This is a genomic window from Rhodanobacter ginsenosidimutans, from assembly GCF_042655685.1.
GTDB classification, from domain to species: Bacteria; Pseudomonadota; Gammaproteobacteria; order Xanthomonadales; family Rhodanobacteraceae; genus Rhodanobacter; species Rhodanobacter ginsenosidimutans.
Genome location: NZ_JBHSMM010000001.1, coordinates 803403 through 823942, shown reverse-complemented (window position 1 = coordinate 823942; position 20540 = coordinate 803403). Strand labels below are relative to the sequence as shown.

The 20540-nt window shown below is 63.4% G+C and carries 18 protein-coding genes; 10 read left to right on the top strand and 8 right to left on the bottom strand.

Annotated features, from left to right (window positions below; all coding sequences use genetic code 11):
* Position 1: 1 nt before the first annotated feature.
* On the bottom strand, positions 2–601 hold the full coding sequence (locus ACFPK0_RS03460) for an RIO1 family regulatory kinase/ATPase domain-containing protein (RefSeq protein ID WP_377340228.1): 600 nt from the start codon (positions 599–601) through the stop codon (positions 2–4).
* Between the two features lie 149 nt (positions 602–750).
* Here ACFPK0_RS03460 and ACFPK0_RS03455 point away from each other — a divergent pair, with 149 nt between their 5' ends.
* Positions 751–1233 (top strand): DUF456 domain-containing protein, encoded by a 483-nt coding sequence (locus ACFPK0_RS03455; RefSeq protein ID WP_377338369.1) that lies wholly within the window; start codon positions 751–753, stop codon positions 1231–1233.
* Between the two features lie 6 nt (positions 1234–1239).
* Here ACFPK0_RS03455 and trhA read toward each other — a convergent pair whose 3' ends face one another.
* Both trhA and ACFPK0_RS03445 read right to left on the bottom strand, forming a co-directional pair.
* Positions 1240–1911 (bottom strand): PAQR family membrane homeostasis protein TrhA, encoded by a 672-nt coding sequence (gene trhA, locus ACFPK0_RS03450; protein WP_377338367.1) that lies wholly within the window; start codon positions 1909–1911, stop codon positions 1240–1242.
* A 354-nt stretch (positions 1912–2265) separates the two neighbouring features.
* Positions 2266–2652 (bottom strand): hypothetical protein, encoded by a 387-nt coding sequence (locus ACFPK0_RS03445; protein WP_056081912.1) that lies wholly within the window; start codon positions 2650–2652, stop codon positions 2266–2268.
* Positions 2653–2771: 119 nt separating this feature from the next.
* Between ACFPK0_RS03445 and pncA the strand changes: the two genes are divergently transcribed.
* Positions 2772–3401: a bifunctional nicotinamidase/pyrazinamidase gene (gene pncA, locus ACFPK0_RS03440; protein WP_377338365.1), complete on the top strand. Its 630-nt coding sequence runs from the start codon at positions 2772–2774 to the stop codon at positions 3399–3401.
* 19 nt (positions 3402–3420) lie between these two features.
* Here pncA and ACFPK0_RS03435 read toward each other — a convergent pair whose 3' ends face one another.
* Positions 3421–3609 (bottom strand): CPXCG motif-containing cysteine-rich protein, encoded by a 189-nt coding sequence (locus tag ACFPK0_RS03435; protein WP_056084037.1) that lies wholly within the window; start codon positions 3607–3609, stop codon positions 3421–3423.
* Between the two features lie 27 nt (positions 3610–3636).
* Positions 3637–4119, bottom strand: coding sequence for a PIN domain-containing protein (locus tag ACFPK0_RS03430; protein WP_377338363.1), 483 nt, complete (start codon positions 4117–4119; stop codon positions 3637–3639).
* A 62-nt stretch (positions 4120–4181) separates the two neighbouring features.
* On the opposite strand from ACFPK0_RS03430, the gene ACFPK0_RS03425 reads away from it, so the two are divergent.
* On the top strand, positions 4182–4439 hold the full coding sequence (locus tag ACFPK0_RS03425; protein WP_056081917.1) for a hypothetical protein: 258 nt from the start codon (positions 4182–4184) through the stop codon (positions 4437–4439).
* Positions 4440–4517: 78 nt separating this feature from the next.
* Here the strand turns inward: ACFPK0_RS03425 and ACFPK0_RS03420 are convergent, their stop codons facing one another.
* The 3 genes from ACFPK0_RS03420 to ACFPK0_RS03410 all read right to left on the bottom strand — a co-directional run bounded on the left by ACFPK0_RS03420 (position 4518) and on the right by ACFPK0_RS03410 (position 9778).
* A complete protein-coding gene (locus ACFPK0_RS03420; RefSeq protein WP_056081920.1) occupies positions 4518–5906 on the bottom strand; it encodes a sugar porter family MFS transporter in 1389 nt (462 codons plus the stop codon).
* A 122-nt stretch (positions 5907–6028) separates the two neighbouring features.
* Entirely contained in the window at positions 6029–8611 is a 2583-nt protein-coding gene (locus ACFPK0_RS03415) for a glycoside hydrolase family 3 protein (protein WP_377338361.1), read from the bottom strand.
* 147 nt (positions 8612–8758) lie between these two features.
* Entirely contained in the window at positions 8759–9778 is a 1020-nt protein-coding gene (locus ACFPK0_RS03410) for a LacI family DNA-binding transcriptional regulator (protein WP_377338359.1), read from the bottom strand.
* A 737-nt stretch (positions 9779–10515) separates the two neighbouring features.
* On the opposite strand from ACFPK0_RS03410, the gene ACFPK0_RS03405 reads away from it, so the two are divergent.
* The 7 genes from ACFPK0_RS03405 (at position 10516) to ACFPK0_RS03375 (ending at position 20399) form a co-directional block, all read left to right on the top strand.
* Positions 10516–13641: a TonB-dependent receptor gene (locus ACFPK0_RS03405; RefSeq protein WP_235578700.1), complete on the top strand. Its 3126-nt coding sequence runs from the start codon at positions 10516–10518 to the stop codon at positions 13639–13641.
* 130 nt (positions 13642–13771) lie between these two features.
* Positions 13772–14521: a SapC family protein gene (locus ACFPK0_RS03400; protein WP_056605918.1), complete on the top strand. Its 750-nt coding sequence runs from the start codon at positions 13772–13774 to the stop codon at positions 14519–14521.
* Between the two features lie 5 nt (positions 14522–14526).
* On the top strand, positions 14527–15549 hold the full coding sequence (locus ACFPK0_RS03395; RefSeq protein ID WP_056081933.1) for a cupin-like domain-containing protein: 1023 nt from the start codon (positions 14527–14529) through the stop codon (positions 15547–15549).
* 124 nt (positions 15550–15673) lie between these two features.
* Positions 15674–17188 (top strand): tryptophan halogenase family protein, encoded by a 1515-nt coding sequence (locus ACFPK0_RS03390; RefSeq protein WP_056081935.1) that lies wholly within the window; start codon positions 15674–15676, stop codon positions 17186–17188.
* A gap of 227 nt (positions 17189–17415) precedes the next feature.
* The gene (locus ACFPK0_RS03385) at positions 17416–18111 is read left to right on the top strand and encodes a DUF6445 family protein (RefSeq protein WP_377338355.1); all 696 of its coding nucleotides are present in this window, start codon (positions 17416–17418) and stop codon (positions 18109–18111) included.
* Positions 18112–18330: 219 nt separating this feature from the next.
* On the top strand, positions 18331–18996 hold the full coding sequence (locus ACFPK0_RS03380; RefSeq protein ID WP_056081941.1) for a response regulator: 666 nt from the start codon (positions 18331–18333) through the stop codon (positions 18994–18996).
* Complete coding sequence (locus tag ACFPK0_RS03375; RefSeq protein WP_377338353.1) at positions 18993–20399, top strand: sensor histidine kinase; 1407 nt, start codon at positions 18993–18995, stop codon at positions 20397–20399. The genes ACFPK0_RS03380 and ACFPK0_RS03375 overlap by 4 nt, the downstream gene beginning before the upstream one ends.
* Positions 20400–20540 lie beyond the last annotated feature (141 nt).

The following is a 20540-nucleotide window of genomic DNA, read 5'->3' as shown; positions in this document are numbered from 1 at the left end:
GTCAGTCGCGCACGCGACCTTTCCCTTCGTTGTCCCAGTAGCCGAAAAGACGGCGCGCAATCAGCTTGTACAGGCGCTTTCCCGTGGCGCGCCATAGCCGCGAGTGCGGCGCGGGGGTGTTCAGGATCGCGCGCTGGCGAGTGCTCAGCGCCTGCGGGCAATACGTGCGCTTGTGCTTGAGCAGGTGGCGCAGGTCTTCCCGCGCCAGCACACGATAAAGCGCGCCGCGGCGACCGCGCGTCCAGGCAATCTGGAAATCCACCAGCGCGGGGCTGCCGTCCTCGCTCACCAGCCAGTTGGGCTCCTTTGCCAGATCGTTGTGCACCACGCCACGACGGTGCAATTGCGACAGCAACGACAACGCCTGGCGGTAATAGTCGCGGTCGGTCGGCGGTGCCTGCTGCATCGGCGCGCCGGGAATGTAGCTGCGCAACAACACCGCACCGTCCCAGCCGAGCAATCGCGGTACACCGGCCACGTCGGCAAGCCGCACCAGCGCCCGTGCCTCCCGCGCTGCCGCGCGACGCGCCAGCGGTCGCGCCCACCAGCGAGCGGCCCGAATGTCGCGCCGTATCACCGGCACACCCTCGTGCACCGCCATCTCGATACGACCCAGTTCATCGGCTTTGAGTACAGTGGCCTCGGGAATGTTCAAGCTGACCTCGTCGACACGCGCATCGGCCCATGATGGCGCATCGTTGATGAAGGTTGCGGACTATCGCGCCGCATGAATCCGACAGGGGAGCTTCGATGGAACTGGCGTTGTACGTTCTGGCCGCCGCATTGATCGTCGGTGGACTGCTCGGCTCGATCCTGCCCGTGCTGCCGGGTATTCCGATGGTGTTCGGCGGCATCTGGCTGGCGGCGGCGGTCGACGGTTACCAACACCTCGGCGTGTGGTGGCTGGTGGTCATCGGCGCGCTCGGCGTTGCCGGCATCGCGGTCGATTTCGTCGCCAGCACGCTGGGCGCCAAACGCGTCGGCGCCAGCCGGCGGGCGTTGTGGGGTGCGGCACTGGGTACGGTCGTCGGCATGTTTTTCGGTATCCCGGGGTTGCTGATCGGCCCCTTCGCCGGCGCCCTGATCGGCGAACTTGCCTCGGGCAACAGCGTGCTGCGGGCCACGCATGTAGGTGTCGGCACCTGGCTTGGCCTGCTGTTCGGCACGCTCGTCAAGCTGGTGATCTCGTTCGTGATGGTGGGGTTGTTCGGGTTGGCCCTGCTGTTCGGTTGAGCGGGGTCAGGCCACCGCATCCGGAATCACGTACAGCACCACCGCCAGAAAATGCAGAACGCTGCCGGCCAGCACGAAGACGTGCCACAAGGCGTGGTGATACGGCAGCCGCCGCCACAGGTAGAACGGCACGCCCAAGGTGTAGGACAGGCCACCGCCGAGCAGCAGCAGCGTGCCGCCCAGCTGCAGGTGTTCGCTCAACGGTTTGAACGCCACCACGCCGATCCAGCCCATGCCCACATACAACACCACCGCCCACCGGTGATAGCGCTTGAGCAGGCCCAGCTCCAGCACGCTGCCCAGCAACGCCAGCGCCCACACCGCGGCAAACAGGCGCCAGCCCCAGGGATCGGGCATGGCGATCAGGGTGAACGGCGTATACGTGCCGGCAATCAGCAGATAGATCGCAATATGGTCGAGCGCCCGCAGCGTGGGCTTGGCGGAGGCGAGCGGGATCGAGTGATAAAGCGTGGACGCGGTGTACAGCAACACCAGCGTCGCGCCATAGACCGCACTGGCCACCACCACCCGGATATCACCGTGCAAGGCGGCAAAGGCCACCAGGATGGCCAGCCCCGCGATACTGAGCACGATGCCCACGCCATGGATGATGCTGGCAGCCAGTTCATCACCGAAGCTGTAGCCGGTGTCGGTAGCGATGCGGGAGAAGGTGGGCATGACGGCAAGAATACTGGAGCCGGATGCGAAGCGGAGATCCGCCCTGCAGGGCTTTCATGCGCGACGTCCCGGAATCGGTGTTTGCGCCCGATGCTCCGCTGCGGCGCGGGCAAGTCCGCCAGGGACCAAAGCCGGCAGACGGCGGGCAGAGGGCTGGAATGTGCGCAAAGTCTCAGGATCTTCGCGGATAAACACCGTTTTTACAGTATTTGAACGCTCGTTCGATATTCCTTAGGCGACACTAACTGTCGTGGATGCTTCAACCTCCCCGCATCCGCTTTCCCCGCCCCATGCGGGGATTTTTTTGTGCGCCGAAAGTCCGACTCGCGATGGCGACCAAGCCACCGGGCATCGTCATTTGCTGCGGCGAAAATGACCGAGACCACCGTGCGGCGACAACAGCCACCCCATGGCTATGCCGACCCCCACGCCAAGGAATTCGCATAGCACCCGAAGGCCGATGCCGTCCGGGTCATGCACCATCGCCAACTTGGCCTTGAGCAACTGCAACGATTGCAGCTGGGCGTAATTGAAATAGAACAGATTCCACAGATCGCCACTGACCGTCAGCACCGCCGCCGACAGAAAGGTCCAGCCGATCTGCGGGCCGTAGCTCCATCCGTTGCGGCGACCCAACCAGTGGAAAAACCCAAACAGGAGCATGGCGGCCAGGGCAGCAATCGCGCCGGCCTGCAAACCACCGACGATGCCATAGCCCATCCACGTTTGGTCATACTGCATTTCGGCTCCGTTTGAGTGATTGGCTGCCGCATTATGCCTGCCGGTTCACGCACCCATCGGCCAAACCAGGGCTCAAGCTAGAATCCGTGATTGTGTCCAACCATGCGACGAAACCCTTCATGCCTGCCGATACCGCGCTGATCGTGGTGGATGTGCAGCCGGACTTCATGCCCGGCGGCGCGTTGGCGTGCCACCAGGGCGACGCCATCGTGCCGGGCATCGATCGACTGCTCCGTCATGGCCGCTATCGCCACGTGGTGGCCACCCAGGATTGGCACCCTTCGGGACACGCTTCCTTCGCCAGCTCGCATCCGGGCACCGAGGCGTTCGGCCAGATCCTGCTGCATGGCCAGCCGCAGACACTGTGGCCGGATCATTGCGTGCAGGGTACGCCGGGCGCCGCGCTGCATCCGGGCATCGACTGGTCGGCCGTCGATGCGGTGATCCGCAAGGGCAGTCATCGCGAGGTCGACTCCTACAGCGGGTTTCGCGAAAACCACGGCCCGCAAGGCGAACGCCCCAGTACGGGGCTGGCCGGCTGGCTGCGCGACCGTGGCGTCACCGAAGTGCACGTCTGCGGGCTGGCGCGCGACGTGTGCGTGTTGTGGACCGCACAGGACGCGGTCGCGCTGGGATTCCGTGCCAGCCTGCTGTGGGATCTCAGCCGCCCGGTCACCCCGCAGAGCGATGACGTCACGCGCGACGCGCTGCACGCTGGCGGCATCGCCGTTATCGGCACGGCGTACTGAGCGACGCGCCGTCGTTCGCTCAGGCGTCGTTTTCGCCGCTGGCGTGGACGCTCGGCATGCCCTCCTCGTCCACGCTCACATCCAGCGTGATCGGCCGGCAACAGACCTGGCAATCCTCGATATAGCGCTGATGGGGAACCGAGGCATCGAGAAAGATATCGATCGGCTCGCCGCAATACGGGCAGTCGATGGTGTGGGGAACGAGCATCGGCACATCTCTCCGGCTTGGGTGCAGTTACGACACGCGATCGGTCGCACGAGGCGACGGTTCAACCAGCGACCACACCTGCGGCTGCAGGATCGCAAACCGGCAGTCGCGCTGGGCGCGGCTGGCCAGCTTCAGCAATTCCTTGTCCTTGCTGAGCAGCCACCTTGCTCCCGTTTCCAGTGCCAGTTCCAGAAACTTCTGGTCGTCGGGATCGGCGCAGCGCGGCAACGGCAGCGCCGCCGCATCCGTCAGCGGTGCAGGCGCAAGGTGGTTCAAGGCGTCGAAGGCGGCCACCAGCGCCGGCCGGGAAGTGTCATCCACCGGCAAGCCGGGATAGTGCAGCACGCGCAGCCATTCATCGCGGCAATCCGGCCGGGTCATGGCGTGTACCGCGCCGCGCTGCAGTGCGTCGTGCAACGGCATGCAGCCGGGGTCGCGGAACACCAGCAGGTCCAGACACACATTGGTATCCAGCACGATGCGCGGCACGGAACAGTCATCACCAATCATCTTGCCATGATGACGCACTGGCGGCGCGCTATACACTGCGGGTTTTCATCGGGACAGGAACCATGGCCGAACGCGAGTTCCCCAACTTCACGGTACGCTCGGGCGCCACGCTGGAAGGCTCGCGCTATACCGCCTACCTCGCGGTGACGCCGAGCAAGAACGGCTTTCCTGTCTATTACGCGATCTGCGAAAACCGCAGTTTCCGGGCAAGTGATGTGGCGGAAGCCGCCGCCGCCAAGGCGCTCACCGACATGCTGGGCCTGGAGGACGACGGTACGCCGGTCTTCCCCGAGGATTACACCGGGTTTGATGACGAGTAGCTGACGCGACCGAACGGCTGACAGCAAGAGGCCCCGCATGCGGGGCCTCTGCCGTTTCAATAATGATGCGCCGTGTACTTACTGGCCGATGTCACGCAACGGCTTGCCGGACATCAGGTTGCGCTCGATCTGCTCCAGCGTGACGTTCTTGGTTTCCGGGATCAGGAAGAACGTGATCAGGATGAACACCACGTTGAGCGCGCCATACAGCCAGAACGTGGCCGCGTTGCCGATGCCGTTGAGCAAGGTCAGGAACGTGGCGCCCACGATCATGTTGGCGACCCAGTTGGTGAAGGTCGAGGCGCCGATACCGAAATCGCGGCCCTTCAGCGGCTGCACTTCCGAGCACAGCGTCCAGATCAGCGGACCGGCCGACATCGCGAAGCCCACGATGAACACCAGCAGCATGGCCACGGTGAAGATCTGCTCGCCATGCGTGGTGATGCCCAGATGCATCATCGTGCCGACCAGACCCAGGCCAATCGCCATCACGCTGAAACCCGCATACAGGATCGGCTTGCGGCCGAGGCGATCCACGAAGCCGATCGCGATGAACGTAGCCAGCATGTTGGTCAGGCCCACCGCGGCGGTAAACCACATCTGCGCCGCGGTGGCGTAGCCCATGTCCTGGAAAATGCGCGGCGCGTAGTACATCACCACGTTGATGCCGGTCAGCTGCTGGACCACCTGCAGCAACACGCCCAGGCCCACCGAGCGGCGGAAATTGCGGTTTTCGAGGAACAGGTGCCAGCCCTTCTGCGGCGTCTTCAGCTGTTCTTCGATGTCGGCCACTTCGTTGCTGACATGCTCGGCATCACCACGCAGCTTCTGCAGCACGTCGGTTGCCGCCTGCTTGCGTCCGCGCATCATCAGCCAGCGCGGGCTTTCCGGCAGGAAAAACAGGCCAAGCAGAAACAGGACGCCGGGGATCGCGATGATGCCCAGCATCCAGCGCCAGTTGCCGGTGTAGCTGAAGGCCGTGTCGGACAGGAACGCCACCAGGATGCCGGTGGTGATCATCAGCTGGTACAGCGAGATCATCGCGCCGCGGATGTTCTCCGGCGCCACTTCGGCCAGATACAGCGGTGCGGTGAAGGTGGCCACGCCGATGGCGAGGCCCAGGATCACGCGTGCCGCGATCAGCGTCTCCGGCGACCATGCGCCACCGCTGAGCAGCGAGCCGGCCACGAACATCACGGCGGCCAGGATCAGCGACCGTTTGCGCCCCAGCGTGGAGGACATCCAGCCCGCACCCAGCGCGCCGATCGCCGCGCCCAGCATCATCGAGCTGACGATCCACTCGATCATGTGGTCGTCGATCAGGAATTCCTTCTGGATGAATTGGGTGGCGCCCGAAATCACGCCGATGTCCAGGCCAAACATCAGCCCGGCCAGCGCGGCGAGCACGCAGGTAAACACCACGGTGGTTTTTGGACGCGCAGTAACCGGTTCAGCGATAGCGTTCATGTCATTCCCCGTATTCGATAAACGTTCGACTTCTATGGATTGTTGTTATGCAGGCGGCAGACAGACCTGCCGCTGCGGTCGAGCGGAAAAAGTCGCGCGCCCCGCACGCGCGACCGGATATTTCAATGGGTGGGGCAAGCTACCAGCTTGTCCACGTCCGTACCCAATGCCACCCGGGCAATCGACAGCGTCGCCTTGGCCGCGCTTTGCAGGCGAAACGGTACGTCAATCTTCGTCATGTCCGCCCCGGCCTCACGGAAGCACTTCAGCGGGACGCCAACGCGCAGCCATTCGCCCTTGGGCAAGGTCGCCAGCGTGGCATCCAGCGGTACGCTGGCGCCACACTTGGCACCGCAAGCGACGGCAAGGCTGACCTTGCCCGGAGCCAGCGCATCCACCTTCATGGTGGTCACCAGCAAAACGTCGCCATTGGTCTGGCGATCCTGATCCAGCTTCGATGCCGCATGCAGTGCCACCGAAGCGGCGCCAGCGCCGGACCACTCGACACGGCGGGCGTCTTCCTGCGCCTGGTAGTCGATGGCCGTGAGGCGAATGCTGCCGTCGCGCGAACGTGCCGGTGCGACAACCTCGTCGAGGGTGGCGCCATCGGCCCCCGTCAATTGCAGCGTCAGCCCGGTGACAGGCTTGCCCCGCTGCAGGTAAAGACCCGGTGCAACAGCACTGTTCTTGACGCCGGAAACTTCCGACAACGTGCCGAGCGTGTCCTTGTCCTTGTAGGTCAGGCCATAACCGAACGCGAACTGCGGGTTGTAGTTTTTCTGGCCCACGTTGAGCGGCGTCTGCACGGCCGTACGCGGCCACGAATACGCCAGCTTGCCGTGGAAATCGTGGTTGATCGCGCCCGCGGCGGTGCGCAGGATCACGTCGGCCACGCCGCCGCCCTCGGAACCGGGCAACCATGCCGCCACGAACGCGTTGGACGCGTTGATTTCGGGGTTCACCCACAACGGCCGCCCGGACAGGAACACCGATACCACCGGAATCCCCTGCGCGCGCAGGCGCTTGATCATGTCCAGGTTGCTGCTGTCGCCAGGCGAGAACAACAGGTTGGGGATGTCACCCTGGAATTCGGCGTACGGATTCTCGCCGTAGACCACGATGGCAACGTCGGGCTTCTGGGTGTACTTGCCGTCCACCGACAACTGCGCCGTACCACCGGCGGCCACAACCTGCTCGTGGATGCCACCCCAGATGGATTGGCCATTCGGGAAATCGGCGTTGGTGGTGCCGGTGCCCTGCCAGGTCAAGGTCCAGCCACCGGACTGCTTGGGAATGTTGTCCGCGCCGTCGCCGGCCACCAGGATCCGCTGCTTCGGGTTCAGCGGCAGGATGCCGTTGTGGTTTTTCAGCAACACCAGCGTTTCACGAACCGCACGCCGTGCGATGGCACGATGCTCCGGGCTGCCCAGGGCATAGGACGGGTTGTCCGAAACCTGCGAGGACGGCGAACCCTTGTCGAACAGGCCCAGGCGCATCTTTACGCGCAGGATGCGGGATACCGCGTCATCCAGGCGCGACATCGGAATCACCCCGGACTTCACTTCCGCCAGCGTGTTCTTGTACAGCCCGCGCCAGCTGTCCGGCGCCATGAACATGTCCATGCCGGCATTGATCGCCTGCGGGCAATCCTCGTTGGTGCAGCCGGGCACCTGGCCGTGACCGTTCCAGTCGCCAACGACGAAGCCCTGAAAATCCATGCGTCCCTTCAGCACATCGGTCAGCAGGCCCTTGTGGCCGGACATCTTCTCGCCGTTCCAGCTGGAGAACGACGCCATGACGGTCTGCACGCCGGCGGCGATGGCCGGCGGGTAGCCGGCGGAGGCCACGTCGCGCAGATTCTCCTCGCTGACTTCGGCGTCGCCCTGGTCCTTGCCGTCCTTGGTGCTGCCGTCGCCCACGAAATGCTTGGCCGACGCAATGACATGCGCATTGTCGAGGAAGTCGGCACTGCCCGGCTTGCCCTGCAAGCCCTCGACCACGGCGGCGGCATAGCTCGCCACCACGGCCGGATCTTCCGAATAACCCTCGAACGCACGGCCCCAACGATCATCCTGCGGCACGGTGAGCGTGGGCGCGAACGTCCAGTTGATGCCCGTCGCACGCGCCTCCTCGGCGGTGGCGGCGGCGATTTCTGCGACCAGCGCGGGATCGCGCATGGCGCCCAGCGCGGAGTTCTGCGGGAAGATCGTGGCGCCGACCACATCGTTGTGACCATGCACGGCGTCCACGCCGAACAGCACGGGAATCCCCAGGCCGCCGTCGGAAGTGTCGACGGACGCGTGATAGAACGCGTCAGACAATTCCAGCCAGGCCTGGCCGCCGGACAGCTTGCCGCCGGGCTTGGAGTTGCCACCCGCCAGGATCGAGCCCAGCCGGTACTTGCGCACCTCGTCCGGGGTAACGCTGGCGATGTCGGCCTGGATGATCTGGCCTACCTTGTCTTCGTCCGACATTTTGGCCAGCAGGCTTTTCACGCGCTGTTCCAGCGCCGCATCGTGCGCGAACGGCCACTTCACCTTGGGCCATGCGTCCGGGTGCACTACGGCCGAGTGCACCCCATCGGTCGGTGTGGGCTTGACGTCCGCGCTGCAGGCGCTGGCCACGGTGAAAGCGCAGACCAGCGCTCCTGCCGTCGTGAAAGCCCGTTTGATCGACACCCGTCGATCACGAAAGACAAGCTGCATGGTGACTCTCCCCAGCTGTGCGCCATGGCGTGATTGCCACACGACCTCGTATCCGTTCGAGTATTTGCCGAATGTGACAGCGCTGTCAATCAACCGCGGCGGCGCAACGCGTTCCAAAAAAAACGCCCGGGCGAATCCTCCCTCGCGTCAGGGGCGCACGCGTCTGGGCGCCGCCCCCGTGGACTGTCGCAGGCGCAACGTATACGGCACCGACACCATCTGGCCCGGCTTCCCACTCCTGATGGTGCGCAGCAATTGCATCGCAGCGATCCGCCCCATGTCCTGACTGGGTTGACGCACCGTGGTCAGCGCGGGCCACACCTGGCGCGCAAGCGGGATGTCATCGAAGCCGCAAACGGAAAGGTCCTTCGGCACCTTGAGCCCCCGTTCGGCCGCCGCCCAGAGGATGCCCGCGGCCGTGTCGTCATTGGCGCCGAAAATCGCCGTGGGCCGGTGTTCCAGCGCAAACAGGCGACGCGCTCCCGCCACGCCCGAATCGAAAGAGAACCGGCCTTCGACAACCAGTTCCGGATCGTAGGCAAGGTGCGCCTGCTCAAGGCCGTCACGATAACCGCGCAAGCGCCACACGTTGCCACCATGCGTCGGGTGCCCGGTGATGTGGGCAATCCGCCGGTGCCCCAGCGACGCGAGATGCAGCACCATTTCGCAGGACGCCGAACGCTCGTCCAGCGTGGCACCCACACCTTCGGTGTAGTTTTTGGGCGAGATGCTCGCCCAGGGGACATTGCGGGTGCGAAGCATATCCAGCAACGCCGGATGGTCGCAGATAGGTGGCGTCAACAGCAGGCCGTCCGGCCTGAACTGCGATATCAACACGTCCACCCGCTCGACGAAATCGGGTGCGCCCGATACGAGCGGCCGAACCATCATGCTGTACTGATGCGCGTCACAAGCCTCCAGCGCCCCCTGCTGAACTTCCATGACGTAATGGGGTGACGGGTTGTCGTACAACAAGGCAACCAGGAACGCCCGGTTGCTGGCGAGACTGCGCGCGGACGGATTGGGGCGATAGCCAAGCATCTCCACGGCCGCAAGAATGCGCTCGCGCATTTCATTCCGGACGTTCGGCTCATTGTTGAGCACGCGCGAAACCGTCTTCGGGGATACCCCGGCTTCCCGCGCCACGTCCTCGATGCGCGCCCTCATCGGCAACCTCCCCTGGTATCCATCAATGAAATGCCCCTTCCCCTGGGTTCAACCGAGGCTGCCGGCATAACCATTTGGCATATGCATATATCAGCCCGGCATCTTCCCCTGTTTGACGCTGCCATGCGGATTCCCGAAGGCCATATTACGAAAAATTGACAGCGCTGTCACACTCATGTACACCGTTGCTACAGAAGCGCTTTCGCGGGGAACTCACCGGAAAATGGGTCATCGCTATTCCGCACATCCCGTTGCACGAGAGGCAACGATTGCCGCCAGTTCCGACAACATCGGCGCTGGCGTTTCGCGTGTCCTGATCACTGACGTGACAGCGCTGGACAGGGCATGTGGGCTGTGATAAAGATGTTAACGCTAACATCAGCTGCACTCGCCATCCGTCCAACGCACATATGCGTTCGGTGGGCGAGTCAACGGGACAAAGGGTGCCCACAGGCGTCCGACTGAGGTTGTTCGGGGAGTCCGAGGGAGGCAGAAAAGGCGGACCAGCGTCCGCAGGCGTTTCGGGGATGGAAACGTCTATTGGTCAACCAGCAGTCACCTGAATGCCGGACCGGAATTCGGTGGCGCGAACTTGGTTGAAGGCCATGAAGTGGGTGGACCCACAACGTGGATAAGAAACTTCGCACGCACCATTGTTTGCTATTGAGTTCAATTAATTGGAAGGGGAGTGCACACGAATGAACCACAACAAGTTTAAGCACCTCAGGTCGAAGGTGATGTTCACCATCGTCGGTGGTGCCGTCATCATCAACCCGCTCTACGCGCAGGACACGCAGCCGGCCGCACCGGCAGCGCAGACGGCGGGTACGCACAACGATCCGACCACGCTGCAGACCGTGACGGTCAGCGGCGTGCGTAACAGTCTCGAACAGTCGATGAACATCAAGCGTTACGCCATCGGCGGTGTCGATGCGGTCAGCGCCGAAGACATCGGCAAGATGCCGGACACCAACCTGGCCGAATCGCTGCAGCGCATCACCGGCGTGTCGATCGACCGCCGCAACGGCGAAGGCTCGCAGGTCACCGTGCGTGGCTTCGGCCCGGACTTCAACCTCATCACCATCGACGGCCGCACCGTTCCTGGCGCGGACGCCTTCGGTGCCGCCGGCCAGGTTCCGATCGGCGGCGTCAACGGCGGTACGCGTTCGTTCAACTTCGCCCAGCTGTCGCCCAACGGTGTCAGCTCGCTGGAGGTCTACAAGACCGGTCGTGCCGACGTCGCCAGCGGCGGTATTGGTGCCACCATCGACATCCGGACCGATCGCCCGTTCAACCATGAAGGCGGCAAGCTCATCGGTTCGGTCGGTTCGAAGGCCACGCTCGACAAGTCGCAGCCGTTCGATACCAGCATCACGCCGGAATTCTCGGGCAACTTCAGCTACGCGAACCCGGACAAGACCTGGGGCATCGGCCTCGACGCCAGCTTCGCCAAGCGTCACGGCGGCGCGGTGGAAGCGACCGAGAACAACTGGGCCATCCAGCCGTGGACTGGTTTCGCCAACGGCTTCAATTTCGACCCCACCAAGGGTGCCGTCACCAACGTCACCAACGCACCGGCTATCGGCCAGCTCTACGGCATGCCGAACGACGTTCGTTACGCGGTCAACGACTTCGAGAGCAAGCGCACGAACGCTCATGCCGTGCTGCAGCTTGCTCCGGTCGACGGCCTGACCATGACGTTGGACTACCTGTATTCCCGGTACGATCTCACCTCCAACCGCGGTGAGCAGTCGATGTGGCTGCAGCAGCAGCACTTCAGCGACGTGACGTTCGACACCAGCGGCGCTGTGGCTACGCCGACGTACATTCGCGATGTCGTGCAGACCAAAGACTTCGGCATGGAGCAGCAGCACAACGCCCAGAGGTACAAGCTGGACGATATCGGCTTCAATACCGAGTGGCAGGCCACCGACAGCCTCAAGCTGACGCTTGATCTGCACGATGCGAAGAGCCAGAGCGTACCCAATGACGGGCTTACCGGTGGCGGCGCCACGGCTGTAGGCCTCGCGGGCACCAACAATTGCGCGACCGGCCCGCAGTGCGGCGGCTCGTGGGCGCAGGAATACCATTTCAACAACAGCCTGCCCATTGCCACCCGCACCTGGTACCCGACCACGGACTCCACCGGTCCTGGCCTGGTCAACCAGCCGTTCGGCGTCAACAATCTCGGCATCCAGCCCGTGCGCATCGACGCGCAATCGCAGAAGACCGAAGTCAAGGAAGCGAAGTTCGGCGGTGAGCTGGAGTTCGACAACGGTCGGTTCCAGTTCGGTGCCGACATCATGAAGACCAAGCTGCATCGCACCCAGGCGGCCCAGAACTATCAAGCGATGGGCGACTGGAGCGTGAATGACGCTGGCGCATATCCGGACCTGGCAGATAGTCTCGTTCACCAGGTCAACACGGCCGGCCTGTTCAATGACTTCAACACCAACGGTATCGCGCAGAGCACCTGGATCGGCAACGCCGACGACCTGGCCAAGTTTGCGGTCAGCCAGTACCCGGGCACCAACTACATGGTCAGGGAGACCCTGGCAGCCGACAACACCGTGGTCGAGAACACGAAGGCTGCGTACGCACAGCTCGTGCTGGAAGGCCAGTTGGGCGACCTGCCGACCACCACGCGTTTCGGCATGCGCTACGAGCAGACCGACGTGAGCTCCAAAACGCAGCTCGCGTTGCCGAGCGGCATTCTCTGGTTGTCCAACAACGACTTCCAGAACCCGTCCGGCGCAACTGTGCAGCCCATCACCGGAAGCGGCAGCTACAGCAACCTGCTGCCTAACGTCGACTTCAGCATCGACTTCACCGACGCGCTGCAGGGCCGCGCTTCGTACAGCAAGACCCTTGCACGTTCGCCGTACAGCAACCTGTACGCGGGCTCCACCGTAGGCAACCCGAGCGGCTCCATCCTGGTCAACCCCTCGTCGCAGGCTACCGGTGCCAGCAACAACCCGGGCCTGAAGCCGCTCGAATCAGACAACCTGGACCTCGGCCTGGGCTGGTACTTCGCCAAGTCGAGCTACGTGTCGGTAACGTTCTGGGACAAGCGCGTCAGCAACTTCATCGGCACCACGGTGTCGGACGGAAGCCTGTACGACCAGCGTGACCCGACCTCGGGCCCGCGTGCTCTGCAGGCCCAGGCTTTCCTGGGAAGCGCACAGTGTGCAGCTCAGGTAGGGGCGCCATGCGCAATCAACGACACGACCCTGTTCGACGCGATCTCGTTGATCGACCTTCAGGGGTCGACCAATAAGTGGAACGGCGGTCTGGCCGATTTCAACGGCACCGACGCCCAGAACCTGGATCTGGAATCCAGCCACGACGTCACCGCCAACCCGGACGACCCGCTGTACATGTACAAAATCTCCAAGCAGGCCAACGTGCACAGCGCCATGCTGCACGGTTGGGAGCTTGGTGGTCAGTACTTCCTCGGCGATACCGGCTTCGGCATCCTGGCGAACTACACCAAGGTTGACGGCGACGTTCACTACAAAAATGGTGGCAACCCGAGCGTCGATCAGTTCGCGCTGCTCGGCCTCAGTGACAGCGCCAACGCCGTGCTGATGTACGAGAAGTACAACTTCTCCGTACGCCTGGCCTACAACTGGCGTGCCTCGTTCCTGACGGCAGCCTCTGCCACCAACCCGACCTACGTCGCTCAGTACCACCAGACCGACCTGAGCGTGAACTACGACTTGAACGATCACCTGTCGTTCCAGTTCGAAGGCATCAACCTGACCGGCGAAGACGTGCGCTGGTATGGACGTACAGGCAAGCAGTTCGTGCGAGTGGTCGACCAGGATCCGCGTTACGGGCTTGGTGTCCGCTACAAGTTCTAATTGCGTCAGTAGGGTAAAAAACGGGGGCCACTGCTTGCAGTGGCCCCTTTTTTTGTGCCGCCTGCGGTAAGATCAAATGCTGACAACGATTCAAAATAAGTGTGCAAAAGCAATTCCTTGGGGGAGCCGAATGGCACGTTACGAAATGCTCAACAATGTGGCGCACAAGGGTTTGCGCGTTGCCACCCGCTTTGGGGCGTCCTACGGGGATGACATCGGCATGGTGCCGGCCTACCCCACTGAATATGCCGAGCTGGTGCGCGAATATCCGATCTTCTTCCGCAAGAACGAGGATGGTGAATACCAGTCGGTGGTGCTTCTTGGTTTCGGCGTCAACGAGAATCTTTTTCTCGACGGTGAACAGTGGAAAGCGACCTATTTGCCCGCTCACATTGCACGGGGTCCTTTCCTGATTGGTTTTCAGGAGCAGAACATCGACGGCGAATTGCGCCGCGAAGCTGTGATCAGCGTTGATCTGGACCACCCGCGCGTCAACTTCGAAGAAGGCGAAGCGGTGTTTCTTCCCCAGGGTGGCAACAGCCCGTACCTCGAACACGTCACCAGCATGCTGCGCGGCATTCGAGACGGCGTGGAAGGCGGCAAGGCCATGTACGCGGCCTTCGATTCCCTCGATCTGATCCAGCCCCTCACGCTTGATATCAAGTTCGACAACGAGCACGGCGCCAACGTCACCGGCCTGCTCGGCATCGACCGCGAACGACTGGCCGCCCTGGACGCGGAATCGCTGCATTCGCTGCATCGCTCGGGTTATCTCGAGGGTGCCTACCTGGTGTTGGCCTCGATGCACAACATGCGCCGGCTGATGGCTGAAAAGCAGCGCCGCCTGAGCCAGGAGACAGTCGCCGCCAACGCGGGTTGATTGCCATGAGGGAACCAGTTGCCAGCGTCCGCGAGCGATCGGATGTTCGCGCCGACGCGCTTCCCGTCGACGAATTGCTCGAAGCAGGACAACCCGTTGTACTGCGCGGACTGGTGCGTGCTTGGCAGCTGACGCAGGCGGGACAGCGCTCGACGAGCGACGTCATGGCCTGCCTGGCCCGTTTTTACAATCAGCGGCCAATCCAATACTCCTACGGCGCGCCCGATATCGCCGGGCGCGTGTTCTACAACGACGACTTCACCGCCATCAACTGCCAGGTGATGCGCGGTACGCTTACCGAACTCATTGACGAGATCGGCGCACATCTCGATGACCCGCAGCCGCCTACCTGGTACATGGCCTCGGCGCCGGTCGACGCCTTGCTGCCGGGCCTGCGCGATACCGACGATCTGAATTTCGCGGCCAACGGAATCGATGCTCCGCCGCGCATCTGGATCGGCAACCGCACCATCGCCTCGGCACACTACGACGCGATGAACAATATCGCCTGCAACGCCGTAGGGCGCCGTCGATTCACGCTGTTCCCGCCGGAGCAGATCAAGAACCTGTATCCCGGGCCGCTGGAACCGACCCCGGGGGGCCAGGCGGTCAGCGTCGTCGATTTTGCCGCGCCCGATTTCGGGAAGTATCCGCGTTTTCGTGAAGCCCTTGCCTCGGCGCAACGCGTCGAGCTGGAGCCGGGTGACGCCATATTCATTCCGAACATGTGGTGGCACCATGTTGAAGGGCTCGAGCCATTCAACGTGCTGGTGAACTACTGGTGGAGCAGCGTGCCCCACTATGTGCCGACACCCATGCACGCGCTCTACCACGCGCTGTGGGCCATCCGCGACCGTCCCGAGGAGGAGAAACGCGCCTGGCGCGAGGTCTTCGATTATTACGTTTTCGGACCGTCCGAGCGTGCCGGCGAGCACCTGCCCGAAGGCGCACGCGGCGCGCTAGGGCCGCTCGACGAAACCAGTATCCGGCGGCTGCGCGCCATGCTGATCGACCGGCTCAACCGATGAACGCCATCGATGTTGACGGACGCTTCAAACCGCCCTAGAGCGGGCGCGGCAAAACGTCCCAAGTAATACGGATCCCTGCAAAAGCGGGGGAAAATGCGGTACGACCAAATGGGGAGGGGTAGACGTGGGCAACAACAGAATTCGCAAGGTGGTTATTGCCGGTGGCGGCACGGCGGGATGGATCGCGGCAAGCGCGCTGGCGTATCAGCTGAAGGACCAGATCGAGCTGACGCTGGTGGAATCGTCCAAGATCGCCACCGTCGGTGTGGGCGAAGCCACCGTGCCACCGGTTCGCAACTTCCACCGGTTCATGAACATCGACGAGCAGGAATTCCTGCGCGCGGTAGCCGGCACGTTCAAGCTGGCCATCTCGTTCGAAAACTTCGTCCGGCCAGGCCATCGCTACATCCATCCCTTCGGCAACACGGGCAAGGGAACACTGGTCGCCGGGTTCCAGCAGTACTGGCTGGAGAGCGTGCGCCGTGGCATGAAGTCGGATCTGGGCAATTTCAGCCTGGAAGCGATGGCTGCGCTGGAGGACAAGTTCGCGCTGACCGAAAACCCGGAAATCAACTACGCGTACCACATGGATGCTGCGCTCTACGTCGATTTCCTGCGCAAGAAATTCGAGCGTTACGGGATCAACCGGATCGAGGGCATGATCAAGGAAGTGCGCCAGAATCCCGATAGCGGCTACGTCGAGGCGCTGGTGCTGGACGATGGCCAGGTGATTGAAGGTGACCTGTTCATCGATTGCACCGGCTTCCGCGGCCTGTTGATCGAACAGACGCTGAAAACCGGTTACGAGGACTGGAACCACTGGCTGCCCTGCGACCGCGCGATTGCGGTGCAGACCCAGTCGGTCGATCCGTCGCCGGTGCCGTATACACGCGCCATCGCCCATGAAGCGGGCTGGCGCTGGCACATCCCGGTGCAGCATCGCGTTGGTTGCGGGCTGGTATACGACAGCCGTTACATGTCCGACGACGAGGCGCGCGCCAAGTTGCTGCACGATGTCGGTGCCGAGCCGGTCAGGGATCCGTGGCAAGTGAAGTTCCGCACCGGCCGCCGGCTCAAGGCCTGGAACAAGAACGTGGTGGCGTTGGGCCTGGCCAGCGGCTTCATCGAGCCGCTGGAATCGACCAGCATCCACCTGGCGATGAGCGCGGTGATGCTGCTGGTTGAGCTGTTCCCGTCCGAAGGCATCCCGGATTCGCTGGTCAAGCGCTACAACGACGTTTGCCGTGGCGAACTGGAACATGTGCGCGACTTCATCACCCTGCACTATCACGCCAACCAGCGCGAAGAAAAGATGTGGAAGGACTGCCGCGAGATGACCTTGCCGGATTCCCTCCAGATCCGCATCGATGCCTGGCGTGACCGCGCGCATGTCTGGAAGGATCAGGGAGAACTGTTCGCAACCACCTCGTGGATGCACGTCTTGCTGGGCCAGGAAATCATGCCGAACCAGCATCACCCGGTAACGCGGGAGATATCCGACGCCGACCTGCGCCGCCTGCTCGACAGTATCCGCGGGCCGATCGATCGCACGCTGCCGCTGCTGCCCTTGCAGCAGGAGTTCATCGATCGCTACTGCAAGTCGCCGGATGGTATCTGGGACATGCACCGGTTGGGCTGAGAGGCCGGCTTTTTCAACCGCTCAACCCGCGGCCACGGCGACGCAAGGGCATGGCGAGGGTATGGATGCCCGAGTTGAGGCAACGCATGGATGCAGTTGCCTGATGCCCGAGCGCGGATGGATCGCGCAAGTAACGAAATCGCGTGAACGCGTTCGGGCACGCACCGACGCGCCATGGAAAAAAGCCACGGAAAGTGGCTTTTTTCACAAACTCCGGGACCTTCATCATGCTGATCGAACGCCATGCCAACATGCGCATCGAGAAACGCACCTTCGGCAACGAAGGTGCGGTCCTGCTGGTCATCGACCATCTTGTCGCTGACCCCGAACGTCTGGTTCGCAAGGCCGCGCGGCGTCCCTTCGATCTCCGGAGCAACTACTTTCCGGGCCCGCGTACGCGGGCTCCGGCCATGTATTCGCCTTTTCTCGAGTCGGTGCTCAATCCGCTGTTGCCCGAGCATTTCGGGATGCAGCCCGGGCGCTTCAAATTCTCGATGTGCCATTACTCGCTGGTGGCCACGCCTCCGCAGGAACTGAAGTTCCTGCAACGGGTACCGCATATCGATTCGACCGGCAGCGACGGATTGGCAACCGTGCATTACCTGTTTCACGGCCATTGGGGCGGCACCGCGTTCTACCGCCACCGCCAGACCGGTTTCGAGTCCATCGACGATGGGCGCAAGGAAGGCTATTTCCGTCAACTTGAAGCGGAAAGTCAGGGGGCTGACGCCCCTGCTCCCGGCTATATCAATGGCGACACGGCGCTGTTCGAGCAGACCGCCAAGGCGGATGCCGTGTTCAACCGCATGCTGGTCTACCGGCGCAATTCGCTGCACTCGGCATGCATCGAGAATCACGACATTCCACCGCCCGATCCGGTATTGGGACGACTGTCGATCAACAGCTTCATCGACGTGATATAGACCAGTGCGGCACAGCCGCGCCGCTCCATCAATGGCGACACCTGGACGCGGGCGAACGCACGGCCAACCCGACAACGCGTCAGGCAACATTGAACAAACCCCAGGCGCAGGCTCGCTCCGCGCACTTTTAAGCCCTTCGTAAGCGAACCCCGGGATAATCCGGCGACATGTCATGCTTGCCGCGGATCGGTTCGCGGACCTGACCTCGAAGGGAACACCGTGCACATCATTCTGGTGGAAGACGATACCCAGCTCGGCACCGCCATTGCGCGGGCACTGGAACGTCTGGCCTATACCGTCACCTGGCTGCGTGACGGCCGCGAGGCGCTGAGCGCGCTGCGCGACCAGACCGCCGACCTGGTATTGCTGGACCTTGGCCTGCCCGGCAAGGACGGCATGGAGGTACTGACCGAAGCGCGCCGCAGCCACGTCACCACGCCGGTGATGGTGATGACGGCGCGCGACAGGCTGGATGACCGGGTTGCCGGCCTCGATGCCGGTGCCGACGATTATCTGGTCAAACCGTTCCACCTGGACGAGTTGGCGGCACGCATCCGCTCGTTGACCCGGCGCGCGCAAGGGCTGGCGGCGAACCGCATCGAGGCCGGCGCGCTGAGCCTCGACCTCGGCACGTCCGAGGTGAGCTTTCGTGGCGAAAGGGTGGAACTGACCAAACGCGAATTCGCCCTGCTGCAGATCCTGATGGAGCGTGCCGGACGGCTGGTGCGCCGCGAGAGCCTGGAGAATTCGCTGTACGGGCTGGACAACATCGTCGGCAGCAGCGCGCTGGAAGTCCTGGTGCACACGCTGCGTCGCAAGCTCAGCTTCGACACCATCCAGACCGTACGCGGCTTCGGTTACATGATTCCGCGCGAACCCAAATGACATCGACCAGCCCGCGAAAACCGGCGAGCCTGCACGGCCGACTGCGGCTGTTGATCATCCTCGTGTTGCTGGCGGTGCTGTTGCCGCTGGGCGTATTCAGCTTCCAGCGCACGATCACCGAGGTGGACGAGCTTTCCGACGGCCGGCTGGCGCAATCGGCACGTACCCTGCAGGTGCTGATCGAACACGCCGGCCTGTCCGCGCTGCAGGGCCGCGATGCCGCCGGCATGCTGGTGCCGATCGAGGTCAGCCAGGCCCAACAGCCCCGGCAGCACCGAACCTACGAATCCGAAGTGGGCTTCCAGGTATTCGATCATGCCGGCCGCACCGTGCTGGCCACCACCAACATCGCGACCCTGCCACCACCGAACGATACCGACGCCGATTTCCGTGACGTGCGCCAGGGCAGCTATCGATGGCGCATATTCACCCTGCGCGACGACGTCGACAACGTGGTGATCCGCACCGGTGAGCGCTACGACAGCCGCAACGACATCATGCACGCGGTATGGCTGGAGCACAGCCTGCCGCTGCTGATCGGCCTGCCCTTGCTGGCCTGGTTGGTGGGTTGGGCGGTAAAACGCGGGCTGCGCCCACTGGAAACCCTGACCCGTGAACTCTCGACCCGGGAACCGGGCAGCCATGCACCGGTCCGCCTGCCCGCTGCGCCGCAGGAATTGCAGCCCGTACTCACCGCGCTGAACGGACAACTGGCGCGGCTGGAGGATGCGCTGGAACGCGAACGCCGTTTCAGCGCCGACGTGGCGCACGAACTGCGCACGCCGCTGGCCAGCGCCATGATCAACCTCGAAAGCGCCATGATCGCCACCGATCCGGCGGAACTCAAAACCGGCCTGGGCAGCGCCCAGCACGGTCTCGCGCGGCTGGCGCGGCGAATCGAACAACTGCTGGCGCTGGCCCGGCTGGAAGCCGGCGCGGCGTCGGGCCAACGCAACAACATCGACCTGGTCGCCGTGGCGATGGACGTGATCGAGGAGCTGTCGGCCGCGATCGCCGACAGCGGGGTGGATCTGAGCTTTGCGCGGCTGACACCGCACGTGCCCGTGCAAGGCTACGAAGCCGCACTCGCTGCGCTGTTGCGCAACCTGGTCGAGAACGCGCTGCGCCACGTTCCGCACGGCGGCCAGGTGCAACTTGCGATCGAGCAGGGCCAGGGCATGGCGCTGATCGACGTCATCGACGATGGCCCCGGCATCCCGGCCGAACGCCGCGCCAGCGTGTTCGCCCGCTTCCATCGCGAAGCCGGCAGCCACGGCGACGGCTTCGGACTGGGCCTGTCGATCGTGCAGCGCGCCGCCCAGTTGCACGGCGCCACCATCGAACTGCTCGATTCGCCCTACGGAAGCGGCTTGCGCGTCCACGTGGCGATTCCGCAACAGTAGCCTTGCCGTCATGGTCACTGCCGAAAGTGCCGCAGCGAGGATCTCGACCGGCGGGAAAAGCGCCATCGCCTGACCTGCCGCTGACCACCATCGACGATCTTTATTGAGCCCGATGCCATCCATTGGTTAAGCTCCGTGGGC